This window comes from Sphingobium limneticum (assembly GCF_008710165.1).
GTDB lineage: Bacteria > Pseudomonadota > Alphaproteobacteria > Sphingomonadales > Sphingomonadaceae > Sphingobium > Sphingobium limneticum.
In genome coordinates, this window is sequence record NZ_VYQA01000008.1 from 158,934 (window position 1) to 175,862 (window position 16,929).

Consider the following 16,929-nt stretch of genomic DNA (forward strand, 5'->3'; position numbering starts at 1 on the left):
CTATGTTGCTGAAGTGCGCATAGCAGGAAAACCGACGGAGTCACGTCGATTCTGAGAGTTAAGTAAGCAAAGCTTACCTATTATTTAGGCAATTTCGTCGTTGTTGAGAATGGGTCGCAAATATTGGGCCGTAATTGGGACCGATCCGGACCTACCTCGCTGCGAGCCAGATAAGGGCAGCCACGCCGGCAATGATTCGATACCAGGCGAAGGGGGCGAAACCATGTTTCGACACAAGCCCGACGAACCATTTGATGACCAGCAAAGCGACGATGAAGGAGACGATGAAGCCCAGTGCGATACTGTCCCATCCCACGGCGGCGCTGGTGATCTGATCACCCTTTTTGAGCAGCTCCAGCGTCGTCGCGCCCAACATGGTGGGGATGGCAAGGAAGAAGCTGAATTCTGCGGCAGTGCGGCGTTCGACGCCCAGCGTCAGCGCGCCCATGATCGTCGCGCCCGAACGGCTGACGCCGGGGATCATCGCGATACATTGGATCAGGCCGATACCGATCACGCGGACGACAGGAATGTCTGCGATGCCGTGGAAGCGATGCTCCTTCACCGCGCGTTCGATCAGCAGGATCGCAACGCCGCCGGCGATCAGTGCCCAGGCGACGACCTTGGGTGCGCCCAACAGCATCTCGACATAGTCGTGGACGGCCAGGCCGATGATGGCGGCAGGGATGAAGGCGATGATGAGGTTGCGCAGGAAGCGCCAACTGACCGGCTCGCGGCGCAGCAGGCCCATGCCCACCGCCCAGAAGGTGCGCCAGTAGAGCACCACCACCGCCAGGATCGCGCCCAGCTGGATGATGACGTTGAACATCGCCCAGGTGGAACTGTCATAGCCCAGCAATTCGCTCGCCAGGATCAGGTGGCCGGTCGAGGACACGGGCAGAAATTCGGTCAGCCCCTCGACGATGCCCAGCAGGATGACGGTCAGATAATGGAGGTCCATGGCAAAGCCCTATGTGCTTGGCATAAAAAATCCTCCCCGGTTTCGGGGAGGAGCATTGTTGGCGAGGCTATCCGAACGATTGCCCCGCCTCCTTCTCTAAAGTTCAGGCGCTGACCCGGCCGGCGAAGCGGCCATGGCGGCGATAACGGACCATCCACTTGCCGGCGACGGCGGTCAGCGGCGTCGCGTCGATGCCCAGCGCGGCCAATCCTTCGCTGCCCGGAGCGGCGACATTGTCGCGGCCCAGCATGGCGAGTTGGTCGCGGGTGATCGGCCCGCCGGGCAGCAGCGCCAGCAGAGAGGCGAAGCCATTGGGGACGTCCACTAGCGGCTTGTCGCGGCCGATCGCCTTGGCGATCCAGGCGTTGATTTCCTTCATGCTCATCACCTGCGGACCGGCGACCTCGAAGGTCTTGCCACCGAAGATGCCGGGCTGCTCGGCTGCATTGGCGATCGCCTGTGCGACGTCGGCCACATAGACGGGCTGGAACTTGGTCGCAGCGCTGATCACCGGGATCACCGGCGCGGAGCCGATGAGTTGCGCGAAGCGGTTGAGGAACTGGTCTTCCGCACCGAAGATGATCGAGGGACGGATGATGGTCGCGGTCGGGAAGGCGGCCTTGACCGCGTCTTCGCCTGCTGCCTTCGACCGGCCATAGGCGCTGGGGCTGTTAGCGTCCGCGCCGATGGCGGAGATATGGACCAGCGCCCTGACGCCTGCTGCCGCAGCGGCCTGAGCCACATTGGCCGCGCCGTCACGATGGAAGGCGTCGAAATCGCCGGACAGGACCCCGACCAGGTTGATGACGATGTCGCTGCCATGAATGGCGCGATCGACCGTTGCGCGCTTGCGGATGTCGGCCGCGACGAACTGGGACTGGCCCAGATTGCCGAGTGCCTTTATCTTGACCGCGCTGGCCAGGTCGCGCTGCGCAATCCGCACGCGCGCGCCGCGCGCCATCAGCGCCTGCGCGACCTGTCGGCCCAGAAAGCCGCCGCCGCCGAAGATCGTTACCAGACTGTCCTTCATCACGCGCGTCCCATATCCATGTTTAGGGGAATGACTCTGCCATTCCCCTTGCAACAGCCACCGCGCGCTGACAACCGGCTTTAGCTCAGCCAGCCCTGCAAATCGGCCAGCATCCAAAGGCCCAGACCCAGGAACAGCAGTGCCGCGCCGACCTGCAACGCACGCATCGGCACCTTCTTGGCCAGCGCTTCGCCAAACAGCACGGCCGGCACATTGGCGACCATCATGCCCAGCGTCGTGCCCATGGTGACGGCGATCAGATTGTCGAAACGGGCACCCAACGCCACGGTGGCGACCTGCGTCTTGTCGCCCATCTCGACCAGAAAGAAAGCGACCAGGGTGGTGACGAACACGCCCGCCTTGGACGGAGCCTTTAGCGGTGCGTCCTCGTCGATCTTGTCAGGCACCAACGTCCAGGCGGCCATGGCGATGAAGGAGGCGGCGACGGCGTAGCGGAACCAGGGTTGGGTCAACACGCCGGCGATCGAATGGCCGACCAGCGCGGCGAGGAAATGATTGGCCACGGTAGCGGCGAAAATGCCCAGGATGATCGGCACCGGCTTTCTGAAGCGGGTGGCAAGCAGCATGGCGAGCAATTGCGTCTTGTCGCCCATTTCGGCGAGCGCGACCAGCGCGGCGGAGGTAAGGAGAGCTTCCATCGTCATGTTTCCGGGCCGGGCGTAGGTTAAGCAGACACAATGCCATCGTCGCTTTTCGCCCGGCCGGACAGGAAAGCGTCGATGCCATTGGTCTCGCCCGATGCGGAACATCATTGAAGCATCGCTGCGAGCGTAAAACCGGTGCCCACTTTTACGCGCGATGCTTTCGTATCCGCATCCCATACGCCATGGCCTCTCGACCAAATATGTTGACGCATGGCCCGTCCGCTTGACGCGGAACGGCTGGCTACTCCCCAGATGACGAGTGCGCGTTACGGGAAGCGGAGGCAGATGGCAAGCCTGACTCCCGCTGCGGTCAGGGTTCGCCGGCGCTTTGCTGCATCCGCCGTTCGGCGAACCATTGTTGCAGCATCTGCGCGGTGCAGCCGGTAAAGCCGTTGCTGCCGATCACCGAACAGCTGTTGGGCAGGTTCTGCCGCTGCACCTGTTCCATGTTCGCGACCTGGCTGCCCCAGCCGGGGCCACCAGCGACGGCCGGCTTTTCGCGCAGCTTCTTGGGGATGCGATAGCGTTCCGATTCGGGCTTGCGCGCGCATACGACGATTTCGTCGCCCTTGCTTTGCGGGCAGGGATCGTCGCCATAGACCAGCAGGTTGATGATCCGTTCGGGCGGCGGTTCTGCTTGTGCGGCGGCCGTTGCGGGCAGCATCGGGACCAGCAGCAGGCCGATCAGGGGGAGCAGGACAGGGTGGCGCATCAACAAAATCCTTCACACCCCTGTCACATGCCGGACGTGCCCATGGCCCGGCGGTTCATGGTCGGGACGCCGCCGGCGCCCCGAAACCGTTATTTCTGCGGCGGCGTTTGCTGTGCCGCCGCCTTTTCTTCCGCCTTCACGCGCGCTTCGATAGCATCGCTGTCGGAATCGATCGTCGACAGGCGCTTGGCGCGCTCGGCCGCGACCAGATCCTTCCAGCTGGCATTGTCCAGCGCCTGTCGCTCGGCCTTGGCCAGACGCGACAATTGCGCGAAACAGCCGGTCGCGCCGCCGCCGCCCACCGGCGAGCAGCTTTCCGTGCCGGACCGGCCGACATATTCCATCGATCGCACGCGCTCGCCCCAGGCCTGATTGCTCGGCTTGTTCGGGTCGCCGCGCAGCGGTTCGGGAATGCGATAGCGTTCCTCTTCCCCCTTGCGCGCGCATACGACGATGTCGTTACCGGCACTTTGCGGGCAGGCATCATCGCCATAGACGATCACGATATTGACCTTTTCCGACGCCGGATCGGTCACGGCGGTCGGAGCGGACGCGGGTTGGGCCAGCGCGGGGACGGACGCGCCCAGCATCAGCAGCCCGAGGGTCAAAGCCTTGGCGATCATCGGGGTCTTCATCATCAGTCCGTCCTTTTCAGATGCGCTTGGGCGTCATATTCTTTTCGATAGGGCGATGGCGGCCCGACATCCCAAACGGATGGCGCCCGACAGGAGGGGGTAAGCTGGGGCCTGTTCGGCGCCATGGGCGATGGCGGCCTCGCGATGCTCGACCTCCTCCGCCTGAAAATCCGCGATGGCGGTCGAGAGTTCCGGATCTTCTTCGCCCAGAGCCTCCAGTTGATCCGCATAATGTTTGTCGATTTCGGTTTCGACCGCAGCGGTGCAGGCCATGGCGGCTTTCGGCCCCATTGCGGCGGTCACCGCGCCCAGCGCGAAGCCGGCGACATGCCAGAAGGGGGAGAGGATGGTCGGCCGCACGCCGCGCCGCGCGATCATCGCGTCGAAAGCGGCGCGATGCCGTTCTTCCTGCGCCGCCATGCCGGCGATCAGCCGGCCATAGGGATGACGATCGCCCATCACGGCCAGTTGCCCGCCATAGATGCGCACCGCGCCGAACTCACCGGCTTGGTCGACCCGCACCATGGAGGCGCGATCGGCGTCGCTCAAACGCTTGCCCGGCCGGGGGAAATCCTTGGCAACGCTCATGCTTTCCTCGCTTTTAGCAGCAGGGCCAAGATGGCGAGTGCGACCGCGCTGGACAAGAGGCCGTTATAGCCAGCCATCGAAATGCCGGCCATCTTCCATGCGGCAACGTCGCAGCGGGTGATGGGGCTGGCCATGATCTGGTTCAATATGTCGGCGCCGCTGCCGCCGGCGGGCGAGGTGGAGCAGGTGGTGAGGCCTTCCCACCAGCCATATTCGACGCCGGCATGGAACAGGCCGATGAGGCCGCTAATGCCGACGGCAATGCCCGCAAGGCCAGCGAAGAGACCGCTGATGCAGGCGCGCCCGCGCGCAGCATAGGCGACCAGTGCCAACGGGATGGCGGCGAAATGGGCATAACGTTGCCACCAGCACATTTCGCACGGATGCAGGCCGCCTACATATTGAAAGGCATAAGCACCGGCCAGCATGACGAGCGGCGCGAGCAGCGCCAGCGCGCGGGCCTTGGCAAGGGAGGGAGACAGGCTGTTCATATCAGCCGCTTAAACCCTCGCCATGCTTTCGTCATGCTGAACTTGCAGCGGCCTGTCTGCCGGGCGGCGGATTATTTCGCGCCCGGCTTCCGTGCAGCCTGTGCCTGGGCGATGGTCGCGCCCGGCGTGCCGGCAAGACGCGAGATGGTCTTGAGCGCATAGTCGAGCTGGAAATCCTCCACGCCCTTCTTCTTCAGATCCTCGGCCGACATCGCAAAGCGCGGATCGTCCTTCGAATCTTCTTCCAGCACCTTGTCGTCGGTCTTGATCTCGTTGATCAGGTGACGGCGCAGGTCGCTTTCGCGATATTTCGGTCGGTTCTTATAATCGGGATCGGACAGTTGCGGCACGCGGATGTCGGGCTGGATGCCGCCTTCCTGCACGCTGCGGCCCGATGGCGTGTAATAGCGCGCGGTCGTGAGCTTGAGCGCCGTCGTGTTGGACAGCGGCAGCATCGTCTGGACGCTGCCCTTGCCGAAGCTGCGTTCGCCCATCACCAGCGCGCGATGCTGGTCCTGCAACGCGCCAGCCACGATTTCGGAGGCCGAGGCGGAACCGGCATCGACCAGCACGATGACCGGCAGGCCCTTCGCATCGTCGCCCGGCTTGGCATAATAGCGTTCGACATCGCCCTTGGCCCGGCCGCGCTGCGATACGATCTCGCCGCGTTCCAGGAAGGCGTCGCTGACGTTCACCGCTTCATCCAGCAGCCCGCCGGGGTTGGAGCGCAGGTCGAGGATATAGCCGGTGGGCTTGTGGCCCAGGCTCTTGTCGATGCTGCGGATCGCCGACCGCACGTCCGCCCCGGTATTGGCCGAGAAGCTGACGATGTTGATCACGCCGATATTATTCTTCACTTCCCATTTGACGGGCTTGAGCTGGATGATCTCGCGCGTCAGGGTCAGTTCGATCGGCTTGTCGCGGCCGGCGCGGACGAGGGTGAGCTTGAGCGACGTACCCGGCGCGCCGCGCATCTTTTCCACCGCTTCGTCCAGCGTGCCGCCATAGATCAGTTGGCCGTCGATATGGGTGATATAGTCGCCCGCCTTGATCCCCGCGCGCCACGCCGGGGTGTCCTGCGTCGGCGCGATCACCTTGACCGCGCCATCCTCCTGCGTGACCGAGAGTCCGAGGCCGCCATAGCTGCCCTCCGTCTGGGTGCGCAGATTCTGGAAATCGCGCGCGTCCAGGAAGCTGCTGTGCGGATCGAGGCTGGCCAGCATGCCGTCGATCGCGCCCTTGATCAGCTTTTCGTCGTCGACCTTTTCGACATAGTCGCTGCGCACTTTCTGGAACACGTCCATGAATTCGTCGAGCGCCTTGTAGCTCGACGCCTCCCCATCGGCGAGCGCTGCGGTGGTAGCCGGAATGAGCGCAAGCGCCCCGAGCGCAACCGCGCCCTGGAGGAAAGTGGATTTCATGGCTGTCCTAGGAGTGTGCATCAATGCTCCGATATAGGCCGATTCGTGCCGCAACGCAAAAGCGCGCTTCGATGGAGTGTCGCGCGGGATCGATGAGCGTAAGGTTAACCCAGCCCCACCAGCGGCACGATATCCACCGGCCGGCCGTTGCGGCGCAGTTCGACGGTGATATTCGGGCGTTCGGGGCCGGTAATGCCGACCGGTTCGCCTTGGCGCACGGTGTCCCCGACCTGCGCGGTGACGCGGTGCAGGCCGGTGATGAGCGTGGTCCAGCCCTGGCCATGGTCGATGATCAATATCTGGCCATAATCGCGATAGGGACCGGCAAAGGCGATGCGGCCGGCCGTCGGCGCGATCGCCTGCGCGCCGGGTTGCGTCACCAGCGTCAGGCCACGCGAGCGGACGCCGCCGTCATTGACCTCTCCCATGCCGGTGACGAGTTGGCCGATCACCGGCAGGCGATAGGGCGGCGGTCCGCTGGCGGAAGCCTCGCGCTCCGGGGCGGCGGCGCCGGCCTGATCGGGGCGGGCGGGGCGGAGCAGCGGGCCGGACAGGGCGGCCAGCCGCTCGCGTAGATCGCCCGCTTCCTCCAGCCGGTCCATCAGGTCGACGATGTCGCGGGCGCGTTCGCCCAGCGCGAGGGCGCGTTCGCTCTCCATGCCGGCATTGGCGCGATAGTCGCGGGCGGCGACGCGCTTTTGCGCTTCCAATGCGGCAAGGGCGGTTTGCCGGTCCTTGCGGTCGGTTTGCGCCTGGGTGAGGGCGTCGGATGCCTGCTGCGCGGTGGCGCGCAGGGCGCGGCTCTTGTCCAGTTCCTGCCGCAGGCCGGCGGTCCGCTGTTCGATGACGGGCAGCACCTGGCCTAGCACCGCGCGCATATGCACGGCGTCGGCGACCGATCCCGGTTGCACCAGCGCCAAGGTTAGCGGACGGCGGGACATCATCTGGAGCGCGGCGGTCAGGCGGACGACCGGCTCTTGCTTGGCGGCGAGGCGGGCGGCCTGGGCGCGTTGCAGCCGGTTGATGATGGCGATGCGGGCTTGGGCGGCCTGAATATCGGCCTCCGCCTGCTGGATGCGGGCGGCGAGTGCGGCGGCGCGACGGCGGGCCTGTTCGGCTTCGTCGCGGGCGGCGCCGGCCTGCTGGTCGAGGCGGGCGGAGCGGTCGCGTGCCTCGTCCGACTGGCGGCGAGCGTTTTTGAGCGCCTGCTGCTCCTGCGCCAGCGTGGTGCCGGCGGTGCCGGACAGGATGATGGCGCTGTCGTCCGCAGCGGGCAGGCGCGTTGCGGCCAGGGCCAACAGGCCCGTCAGTCCGCTTGCCATGAGGATGCTACGCTTCACCTGGTGCCCTGCCCTCTATCGTCCCTGACTAGGCGGAAATTGCAGGCGGTTCTAGCCTTCGCGATGATAGGGGTGGTTGGCTAGGATGGAGCAGGCGCGCCAGAGCTGTTCGGCCAGCATCGCGCGGGCCATCATATGCGGCCAGGTCATGGCGCCGAAGGCGATCAGCAGGTCGGCGTTCGCCCGGTCGGCATCGTCGAAACCGTCCGCCGCGCCGATCAGGAAGCGGCATTCGCGGCTGCCCGCGTCGCGCCAGCCCTCGATCCGGCGGGCGAAGTCCATGGAGCCGAGCTGCTTGCCCTTTTCATCCAGCATGACCGTCACCGTGCCGGGACCGGCGGGGGGCAGTTTGCCGCCCCGGTCCGGCATTTCGGTGATCTTGTGCGGCATGGTCAATCGCTTGGTATAGCGATCGACCAGCTCGGCTTCGGGCGAGCGCCCGATCTTGCCGCGTGCGATGATGTGGAGGAGCAAACCCTACCCCGTTCATGCTGAGTAGGGGCGCAGCCCCGTATCGAAGCATCCACGCAGTCCTTCGATACGCCGCTTCGACTTCACCTCCGGTGAAGTTTACCCTGAGCGCCTGCTGCAAGCAGGCAGTCGAAGGGCTCGGCAGCTACTCAGGACGAACGGACGGACAGATTCAGGCGTTGCCCGCGACCGGTGCGTCGACGAAGCCCCACATCCGTTCCAGATTGTAGAAGCTGCGCACTTCCGGCTTGAACAGGTGGACGATCACGTCGCCGGCATCGATCAGCACCCAGTCGGCGACCGGCAGGCCTTCGACACGGGCGGAGCGGCCGGTTTCCTTCTTGATCCGTTCGGCCAGATGCTGGGCGATCGCTGCGACCTGACGCGACGAACGGCCGCTGGCGATCACCATATAATCGGCGATGCTGCTCTTGCCTTCCAGCGGGATCGAGATGGTTTCCTGTGCCTGATCGTCGTCGAGCGACTGCATGACGAGGGCATGGAGAGCGGCCACGGAATCGGCGGCGAAGGCCGGATCGTTGGCAGGGGCGAGGTTAGACAATGAAACTCCAATCTAGATGACGTACCGACGCGTGAGCGGATCGCGCGCACACGTTGCTTCATATTCGCGATGCCAGAGGGGGTCCGCCTGCCGCAACAGGGTCGCCGATCTTGGATCAGGGCGAAAGCGCAATAGCACGAGCGCCGGTGGTCTCCAATTCGTCCAGTCTGCACTCTGGCGCGCGGACCGGACGAAGCGCCGCAGCCAGCTCATGGCCACAGAGCCACGGGCGACGCTATCATAGCCCGGACGGGCGATAACGGCAATGGGCATTTGCCGGGCGATGCCGCGCCAATCGCGCCATTGGCCAAATTGCGCCAGATTATCGGCGCCCATCAGCCAGATGAAGCGGTTGCGGGGGTAGCGCAGGGTCAGCGCGCGGAGGGTGTCGACGGTGTAGCGGGTGCGCAGGTGGCGCTCGATCGCGGTGGCGCGAATCGGAGCGCGGCGGGCGATATGCTGAGCTTGCACGAGGCGTGCGGGGAGCGGGGCCATGCCTTTGGTGGGCTTGAGCGGGTTCCCGGGGGACACGAGCCACCACACTTCGTCGAGGCCGAGGGCTTCCTTGGCAAAGAGGGAAATGGCGCGATGGCCGCCATGGGCCGGGTTGAAGGAGCCGCCGAGCAGGCCGATCTTTTTCATGGGTCTGCCATGCCAGCGCGAAGGCTGGGCGGCAATGGGCCGCGGTTGAAGCGGGGTGTGGGCGATAGGAAAAGCGCGCTTAACTTCGCACATTTCCCGCTAATTGCGACATTTACGAAGCGAAGTAGGACATTATCTTACGTGAAAGGCACCCGCCTCGGGGCCACAATCCTGCTATCATGGAAGGTGGGAATAGGACAGCGTGGTGCCACTCAATGCCCCGGCGCGCGTTTCCATTGGCGCCGATAGGGAATGCGGTCCAACTTCTCCATCAGATCGGCAAAGGGACCGTCGGCGACGGATGGCGCCTTGCGAGACGGTGCGATCTTCTCCGTCCTGTCTTCGTGCCGCCGCAATGGGCGACGGAATAATATAGCCTTCCACATAACACTCTCCGGCCCGCGACTGCGATGCGCTGCGTCGCTTCTGCATAAGATACGCGGGGCGGAGAGGCTTGTTCCTGCTTTATTTATTCGGCCGCCGGCAGCGCCTTGGCCTCATCGGCCTGCGCGTCGCGGGCGAGGACGTCGAGCGGCTCCATCGCCTCGATCTCCTTGCCGCCGGTTTCGATGTCGAGGTCGCGGAATTTGCGGCCGGTGGACAGGACGCGGCTTTCGAAGCTGCCGATGAAGCTGTTATAATTGGAAACGGCGCTGTTGAGACCGGAACCGAGGCGCTTCAAATGGGTCGCGGCGACGGACAGGCGTTCATATAGTTCCTTGCCCAATTGGCCGACCTGCTGCGCCTGTTCCTGCATCTTGGCCTGACGCCAATGGCCCGCCAGCGTGCGGGCGAGGGGGAGGAAAGTGGCGGGGCCGCAGATGATGACGCGATTTTTGGCCGCGCGCTCCCACAGGTCCATGTCCGCTTCCAAAGCGGCGGTGACGAAATTGTCGCCCGGCACATACATGATGACGAAGTCGGGCGCCTTGTCGAACTGCTCCCAATAGGCCTTGCGCCCCAGCGCGTCGGCATGGGTGCGCATGGCGCGGGCATGGTCGAGCATATGCGCGTCGCGCAGCGCGGGGTCGACCTGATCCACGGCGTTCAGATAGGCAACGAGCGAGCATTTGACGTCCACCACCATCTGCTGGTCGCCCGGCAGGTTGATGACGAAATCGGGCCGCATCCGGGTTTCAGAGCCATTGGCCTCCACGGCGACCGACACTTCCTCCTTGAAATCCACGAAGGGAGAGAGGCCGGCGGTTTCGATCAGATTCTTGAACTGCTGCTCGCCCCAGCGGCCGCGGGTCTTGGGCGCGGCGCGCAGGGCGTTGACCAGCTTGGCGGTTTCCTCACGCACCTGACCCTGGCCCAGATGGACCTGCTGCACCGCTTCGCGCAGTTCGGCATAGCTGCCGACGCGATCCTTCTCGACGCGGGCAAGGCCCTCCTCATAGCGTTTGAGGGTGGTTTCCACCGGGTTGAGCAGCGTCTTCAATTGCGCTTCGCTCTTCTCGTTTGCCTGGGCGAAGCGCTGGTCGGCGCGGGTGAGGAACTGGGTTTGGGCCTGATCCAGCAGCTTGCCGCCAATCTCGCTGAACTGGGCGGAAAGCTGTTCCTTGGCGTCCCTGAGCGCGGCGATCTGCTGCTCGAAGGCCTGGGTGCGGGCCTGGGTGTCGGATTTGAGCGCGGCCAGTTCGCGCAGCGCCGCCTCGCGGTCGGCCTGAATGGAGTCGATGCGCTGGGCGGCGGCGGCTTGCAGCGCTTCATGCTTTTGCGTGGCGGCGATCTGGATCGCGTCCAGCCGCTGGTCGGCGGCCTGCTGGGCGGTTTCGAGCCGGGCGATCTGGGTGGTGGCCTGATGGACGCGCTCCTGTTCGACCGCCAGTTCGGCGATCGCGCCGTTACGCTGGCTGGTGGCGAGGTCCAGCTTGCCGGCGAGGTCCGCCTTTTCGGCGGCCAGCGGGGCAAGCGCCTTGCCCCGGAGCAGCCAGCCGACGGCGAGGCCGATCAGCAGGGCGATGACGATCAGAAGGGCGGCCAGGCTGTCCATTGTATATCCTTGTCTGGAACGAAACGGGAACCTAGCGGGCGCTGGCGAAGGCCGCAAGAGAGACGGCGCGTTGGACAGTCAAATCGCGGCCTTTGCGTCAGCCCAGCGTGGCGCGGAAGGCGGCCAGTCGTTCGATCGCCCGATCCAGCGTCGCGTCCGTCTTGGCAAAGCAGAGGCGGACGAGATGGGTGGCCGGATCGGTCGGGTAGAAGGCGGAAAGGGGGATGGCCGCAACCCCGGCTTCGTCGATGAGCCGCTCGCAGAAGCTGACGTCGTCCAATGCGATGCCGGATGCCGGCAGATCGATGGAAAGGAACCAGGTCGCGCCGCTGGACAGGACGGCATAGCCGGCCTTTTCGAGGCCAGCCGCCAGCCGGTCGCGCGAGGCCTGATAGGTGGCGCGCTGGTCCACCAGCCAGTCGTCGGGCCAGCCAAGCCCCTCCGCCACCGCCCATTGCAGGTTGGGCGGGGTGGTGAAGGTCAGATATTGATGCGCGCGGGCGAGCAGGGTGGCGAGCGCGGGCGCGGCGCACATCCAGCCGACCTTCCAGCCGGTGACCGAGAAGATCTTCCCCGCCGAGCCGATCTTGACCGTGCGGTCGCGCATGCCGGGAAAGCCGATCAGCGGGCGATGGGGCTGGCCGTCATAGACGGTTTCCTCCCACACCTCGTCGCAGATGGCGGTCAGGTCGTGGGCGACGCACAGGTCGGCGAGCAGCGCCAGTTCTGTCGGCCGCATGACGACGCCGGTCGGATTGACCGGGTTGTTGATCAGCAGGATGCGGGTGCGCGGCGTGATGGCCGCCTCCAGTGCGGCACGGGTGATATGCCATTCGGGCGCCGTCAGCGTGACGATTTTCGGGATGCCGCCTGCGCGCTCCACCAATGGGACATAGGCGTCGTAGAGCGGGGCGAGCATCAGCACCTCGTCACCCGGCCGGACCAGTGCGAGCAGGCTGGCGGACAGGGCCTCGGTCGCGCCGGAGGTGACGATGATGTCCTGCGGGCTGAGGTTGAGCCCCTGATGGCGGGCATAATGACCGGCGAGCGCGGTGCGCAGTTCGATAAGGCCCGGCATGGGCGGATATTGGCTGGATTGATTCAGCAGCGCGGCGGCGGCGGCTTGCAACACGTCGCGCGGGCCGGGGCCTTCGGGGAAACCCTGTCCCAGATTGATCGCGCCCGTTTCCCGCGCGCGGGCGGACATTTTTTCGAAAATGGTGGTCGGCATGTCCCGGTAGACGGGATGGCCAATGGAATGCGCGTCGGTCATGCGTCGGGATGTTCCCGATGGAGGGAGGCGGGTCAAGCGATGATCCCTCATGATAAGGCATGACGGAGGGACCAATGGGCGGATAAGGGCGTTGATCCGATAGGAAGAGGTTTGTGATGATCGGTCGCCTATTCTTGAAGCACCCCCGCGACGTGGGAGAAAGCTATCCCCAGCATATGGGCGTGGCGATGCGCTTCGGCTTTCTGATGGTGCGGTCGGGGCTGGCCTGCATGATCCATGGCATAGTGCCGGCGCTGTTCACGCGGACCGGGAGCGGCATGGTCAAGCGCCTCTATGGCGAGATGCGCGAGCGGCAGCCGGATCTGGAAGAGCAGAAGCCCGCCTATCTCAGCCCGCAATGGCGCCCGGAATATGAGATTTGAGGGGCAAGAAAAAAGCCGCCCTGTGGGGCGGCTTTTTTCTTGGGGTTGCGACCGCTTGCGCGGCCGCATAAACCGGATGACCGTTGTCCGGACGGCGATTTGATCCGATACCCGCGGTCGCTTACGCGACCGAATAAAGCCGGCGAATGTCCCCCGGACATTCGCTATTTCGGCTTTATTCCCACTCGATCGTGCCGGGCGGCTTCGACGTGTAATCATACACCACGCGGTTGATGCCCTTCACCTCATTGATGATGCGGGTCGCGACGCGGCTGAGGAAGGCGGCGTCGAACGGGTAGATGTCGGCGGTCATGCCGTCGGTGGAGGTGACGGCGCGCACGGCGCAGACGCTGTCATAGGTGCGATGATCGCCCATCACGCCCACGGTACGGACCGGGAGCAGAACCGCAAACGCCTGCCAGATCGCGTCGTAGAGGCCCGCGTTGCGGATTTCCTCCAGATAGATGAAGTCCGCCTTGCGCAGGATGTCGCAGCGTTCCTTGGTCACTTCACCGGGGATGCGGATGGCGAGGCCGGGTCCGGGGAAAGGGTGGCGACCGACGAAGATGTCGGGCAGGCCCAGTTCCTTGCCCAGCACGCGCACTTCGTCCTTGAACAATTCGCGTAAGGGTTCGACCAGCTTCATGTTCATGCGTTCGGGCAGGCCGCCGACATTATGGTGCGACTTGATCGTCACCGAAGGCCCGCCGGTGAAGCTGACCGATTCGATGACGTCGGGATAGAGGGTGCCCTGCGCCAGATAATCGGCGCCGCCGATCTTGGCGGCTTCCTCCTCGAACACGGCGATGAATTCGCCGCCGATGAACTTGCGCTTCTTTTCCGGGTCGGTGAGGCCGGCGAGGCCGCCCAGGAAGCGGTCCTCTGCGTTCACATGGACCAGCTTGATGCCATAATGTTCGCGGAACAGGCTGACCACCTGCTCGGCTTCGCCCAGGCGCATCAGGCCATGGTCGACGAACACGCAAGTCAGCTGATCGCCGATCGCTTCGTGGATGAGGACGGCGGCCACGGCGGAATCGACGCCACCCGACAGGCCGCAGATCACCCGGCCTTCGCCCACCTGCGCGCGGATTTCGGCGATCTTGGTCGCGCGGAATTCGGCCATGGTCCAGTCGCCGGCCAGACCACAGACATGGCGGACGAAATTGGCGAGCAGCTTGGCGCCGTCGGGCGTGTGGACGACTTCGGGATGGAATTGGGTGGCGTAGAAGCGCTTGGCTTCGTTCGCGGTGATGGCATAGGGCGCGCCTTCGCTGGTCGCAACGACCTCGAAACCGGGGGCCAGCTGCGTCACCTTGTCGCCATGGCTCATCCAGACCTGGTGATTTTCACCGCTGGTCCACAGGCCGTCGAACAGGGCGCAATCCTTCTTCACCTCAATGAAGGCACGGCCGAATTCGCCGCTCTCGCCGCCTTCGACATTGCCGCCCAGCTGCTGCATCATCGTCTGCTGGCCGTAGCAGATGCCAAGGATCGGAATGCCCGCGTCGAAGAAATGCTGCGGCGCGCGGGGGCTGTCCTCCCACATGACCGAAGAAGGGCCGCCAGAGAGGATGATGCCCTTGGGCTTCATGCGCTCGAATGCTTCGGCCGCGGCGTTGAAGGGGGCGATCTCGGAATAGACGCCGGCTTCGCGGACGCGCCGGGCGATGAGCTGAGTCACCTGGCTGCCGAAGTCCACGATGAGGATGGAATCCTGAAGGGGCAGCGTCATCGAATCGCCTTTATATCGAGCGTGGGAAGGGATTCGCGCCCGGTTAGAGGCCCCGTCCCCATATGTCCAGTTATGCCTTGAAACGCTATGATTGGAATTGGCGCCCCGCCCGCCAGCCGATCAGCGCCGCGCCGGCCAGGATGGCGGCCGCGATCAGGAAAGCGGTGCCGATATAGGGCAGGGTCGGCTTGGGGCCGACGGACAGCGAATAGATTGCGCCGAAGAAGAGCGGGGAAATGACCCCGGCGATCGCGCCGACGCTGTTGTTCGCGCCCTGCAACTGGCCCTGTTCGGATTCGGAGACATGGCGTGTCATCAGCGACTGGATGGTCGGCATGGCCAGGCCCCAGAGCGCGTTGGGGAAGATGGCGGCGATGAAAAGCGTGGCGGTGGCGGCAAGGCCCATGGATGCGATGCCGATCGCGCCGAAGCACAGGCCCACGACCATGGTGGTGCGATCGCCCAGCCGCTTGACCACCGGGCCGACCAGCAACCCCTGCACCCCCATGTCGAGCAGGCCGACCAGCGCGAGCAGGCTGCCCACCTGCCATGCGCTCCAGCCGTAGCGGTCGCCGGCATAGAGGACGAAGATGGCCGAAAAGATATGATGGGCGAAATAGAGCAGGAAATTGCCGACCGCGAGGCTGGAGAGTTCCGGGTGGGATTGCAGCAGCTTGAGCGCCCCGAACGGATTGGCGCGGCGCCAGCTGAAGGCCATGCGCTTTTCGATGCTGAGCGATTCGGGCAGCACGATGAGGCCATAGAGGAAGGCAAGGGCGGAGAGGGCGGCAGCAGCCCAGAAGGGCGCGCGGTGCGATATTTCGCCGAGCAGACCGCCGATCAGCGGTCCGGCGACGAAGCCGGCGCTGAAGGCCGCGCCGATCAGGCCATAGCCCTTCGCCCGGCCCTCCGGCGGGGTGATGTCGGCCATATAGGCGAAGGTGGAGGTGAAGCTGGACGAGGTGACGCCCGCCAGGATGCGGCCCAATGCCAGCCACCAGAGATTGGGCGCCAGCGCCATCAGCACATAGTCAAGCGCGAGGCCGGCGACGGAGATGAGGATCACCGGACGGCGGCCGAACCGGTCGGACAGGGAACCGATCAGGGGTGAGCAGATGAATTGCATGCCCGCCCAGAGCGCGACGAAAAGACCATTCCACATACCCGCCGCAGCATCCGAGCCGGACAGCGTCTCGATGAGCTGCGGCAGGACCGGGATGACGATCCCCATCGACATGACGTCGAGCAGCGCCGTGATGAGGATGAAGATGATCGCAGCGGTGCGACGCGGGGAGGCAGGTGCGGTCATGGCGGTTGGCCTAACCGGCCATGACCGCCATGCCAAGCGGGATGCGTGTTACCGTGCCACCAGATCGCGGCTGATGTAGACGTTCGCCACGCGGCCGTTCTTCATGGCGCAGGTGAAGCGGCGGCTGGTGCCGTCATTGGCGCGATAGCTGGTGCGGCTTTCGACATAGCCGTCAATATTATAGCCGTCCGCCGTGGCGATGGGCGTTTCCATGTGGCGCACTTCGGCATAGCCGCCATGGTCCTGTTCCGCTTCGTCGCGGGCGGCAACGGCGCAGGCGTCGGTCATGGCGTCGTCGGGGCCGTTGGTGCCCGCCACGTCGGAGAAGTCGGCGTCGTCTCGCGGGCGCGGGTCGTTGCGGACGTCGCTGCCATAGTCGGTGCCGGTGCGGGGTGGGGGTGCGTCATATTCGCCGCCGGTGTTGGGATCGCGGACCTTCTTGTCCTTCGACATGGAATTGGCGACGATGGCGACCGCGCCGATGATGGCGGCGACGCCGATCGCATCGCCCACGCCGAATCCGTCGCCGCGCCGATGATGCCGGTCCCAGCCGCCCTGATGGCCCCAGCCATTGCCGTAACCCCCACCATAACCATAGCGCGGGCGGGCCTCGGCCGCGCTGACGCTACCCAGCAGCAGTCCTGCGCCGACCATTGCGCCTGTCATCCAGCGGGTCTTGGGTCCGATCATTGTCCTACGCCTCCTGCGATGAAGA

The 16,929-nt window shown here is 64.9% G+C and carries 18 protein-coding genes and 1 riboswitch; of the genes, 1 reads left to right on the forward strand and 17 read right to left on the reverse strand.

Annotation, left to right across the window (positions count from 1 at the left end; translation table 11 throughout):
* Window positions 1–151: 151 nt before the first annotated feature.
* The 14 genes from F4U95_RS12535 to F4U95_RS12600 all read right to left on the reverse strand — a co-directional run bounded on the left by F4U95_RS12535 (window position 152) and on the right by F4U95_RS12600 (window position 12,787).
* Complete coding sequence (locus F4U95_RS12535; RefSeq protein ID WP_120251035.1) at window positions 152–961, reverse strand: undecaprenyl-diphosphate phosphatase; 810 nt, start codon at window positions 959–961, stop codon at window positions 152–154.
* 103 nt (window positions 962–1,064) lie between these two features.
* Complete coding sequence (locus F4U95_RS12540) at window positions 1,065–1,991, reverse strand: complex I NDUFA9 subunit family protein (RefSeq protein ID WP_150425912.1); 927 nt, start codon at window positions 1,989–1,991, stop codon at window positions 1,065–1,067.
* Window positions 1,992–2,071: 80 nt separating this feature from the next.
* Window positions 2,072–2,650 (reverse strand): TMEM165/GDT1 family protein, encoded by a 579-nt coding sequence (locus tag F4U95_RS12545; RefSeq protein WP_120252200.1) that lies wholly within the window; start codon window positions 2,648–2,650, stop codon window positions 2,072–2,074.
* A gap of 99 nt (window positions 2,651–2,749) precedes the next feature.
* Window positions 2,750–2,919: riboswitch (yybP-ykoY riboswitch) on the reverse strand.
* Between the two features lie 47 nt (window positions 2,920–2,966).
* Entirely contained in the window at window positions 2,967–3,368 is a 402-nt protein-coding gene (locus F4U95_RS12550) for a hypothetical protein (protein ID WP_150425913.1), read from the reverse strand.
* Between the two features lie 89 nt (window positions 3,369–3,457).
* Complete coding sequence (locus F4U95_RS12555) at window positions 3,458–4,006, reverse strand: hypothetical protein (RefSeq protein WP_120251032.1); 549 nt, start codon at window positions 4,004–4,006, stop codon at window positions 3,458–3,460.
* Between the two features lie 30 nt (window positions 4,007–4,036).
* Window positions 4,037–4,591, reverse strand: coding sequence for a demethoxyubiquinone hydroxylase family protein (locus F4U95_RS12560; RefSeq protein ID WP_150425914.1), 555 nt, complete (start codon window positions 4,589–4,591; stop codon window positions 4,037–4,039).
* Complete coding sequence (locus tag F4U95_RS12565) at window positions 4,588–5,082, reverse strand: disulfide bond formation protein B (protein WP_120251030.1); 495 nt, start codon at window positions 5,080–5,082, stop codon at window positions 4,588–4,590. Before F4U95_RS12565 ends, F4U95_RS12560 begins: the two co-directional genes overlap by 4 nt.
* 71 nt (window positions 5,083–5,153) lie before the next feature.
* Window positions 5,154–6,503 carry a S41 family peptidase gene (locus tag F4U95_RS12570; protein WP_120251029.1) on the reverse strand — a complete coding sequence of 450 codons (1,350 nt, stop codon included), beginning with the start codon at window positions 6,501–6,503 and terminating at the stop codon, window positions 5,154–5,156.
* A 104-nt stretch (window positions 6,504–6,607) separates the two neighbouring features.
* Window positions 6,608–7,825, reverse strand: a complete 1,218-nt coding sequence (locus F4U95_RS12575; RefSeq protein WP_425505056.1) for a murein hydrolase activator EnvC family protein — start codon at window positions 7,823–7,825, stop codon at window positions 6,608–6,610.
* Window positions 7,826–7,894: 69 nt separating this feature from the next.
* Entirely contained in the window at window positions 7,895–8,317 is a 423-nt protein-coding gene (locus F4U95_RS12580) for a 23S rRNA (pseudouridine(1915)-N(3))-methyltransferase RlmH (protein ID WP_150425916.1), read from the reverse strand.
* 169 nt (window positions 8,318–8,486) lie between these two features.
* Window positions 8,487–8,876 (reverse strand): ribosome silencing factor, encoded by a 390-nt coding sequence (rsfS, locus tag F4U95_RS12585; RefSeq protein WP_120251026.1) that lies wholly within the window; start codon window positions 8,874–8,876, stop codon window positions 8,487–8,489.
* A 12-nt stretch (window positions 8,877–8,888) separates the two neighbouring features.
* Complete coding sequence (locus tag F4U95_RS12590; RefSeq protein ID WP_246171586.1) at window positions 8,889–9,518, reverse strand: nicotinate-nucleotide adenylyltransferase; 630 nt, start codon at window positions 9,516–9,518, stop codon at window positions 8,889–8,891.
* A 469-nt stretch (window positions 9,519–9,987) separates the two neighbouring features.
* Window positions 9,988–11,514, reverse strand: a complete 1,527-nt coding sequence (locus tag F4U95_RS12595) for a DNA recombination protein RmuC (RefSeq protein ID WP_150425918.1) — start codon at window positions 11,512–11,514, stop codon at window positions 9,988–9,990.
* Between the two features lie 97 nt (window positions 11,515–11,611).
* Window positions 11,612–12,787, reverse strand: a complete 1,176-nt coding sequence (locus tag F4U95_RS12600; RefSeq protein ID WP_150425919.1) for an aminotransferase — start codon at window positions 12,785–12,787, stop codon at window positions 11,612–11,614.
* Window positions 12,788–12,903: 116 nt separating this feature from the next.
* Here F4U95_RS12600 and F4U95_RS12605 point away from each other — a divergent pair, with 116 nt between their 5' ends.
* Window positions 12,904–13,170 (forward strand): DUF6356 family protein, encoded by a 267-nt coding sequence (locus F4U95_RS12605; protein WP_150425920.1) that lies wholly within the window; start codon window positions 12,904–12,906, stop codon window positions 13,168–13,170.
* Window positions 13,171–13,345: 175 nt separating this feature from the next.
* Here F4U95_RS12605 and guaA read toward each other — a convergent pair whose 3' ends face one another.
* From guaA to F4U95_RS12620, 3 genes are all read right to left on the reverse strand, one after another.
* The gene (gene guaA, locus F4U95_RS12610) at window positions 13,346–14,905 is read right to left on the reverse strand and encodes a glutamine-hydrolyzing GMP synthase (protein ID WP_150425921.1); all 1,560 of its coding nucleotides are present in this window, start codon (window positions 14,903–14,905) and stop codon (window positions 13,346–13,348) included.
* A gap of 85 nt (window positions 14,906–14,990) precedes the next feature.
* Window positions 14,991–16,214, reverse strand: coding sequence for a TCR/Tet family MFS transporter (locus F4U95_RS12615; protein WP_150425922.1), 1,224 nt, complete (start codon window positions 16,212–16,214; stop codon window positions 14,991–14,993).
* 48 nt (window positions 16,215–16,262) lie between these two features.
* The gene (locus F4U95_RS12620) at window positions 16,263–16,904 is read right to left on the reverse strand and encodes a hypothetical protein (RefSeq protein WP_211363990.1); all 642 of its coding nucleotides are present in this window, start codon (window positions 16,902–16,904) and stop codon (window positions 16,263–16,265) included.
* Window positions 16,905–16,929: the final 25 nt, after the last annotated feature.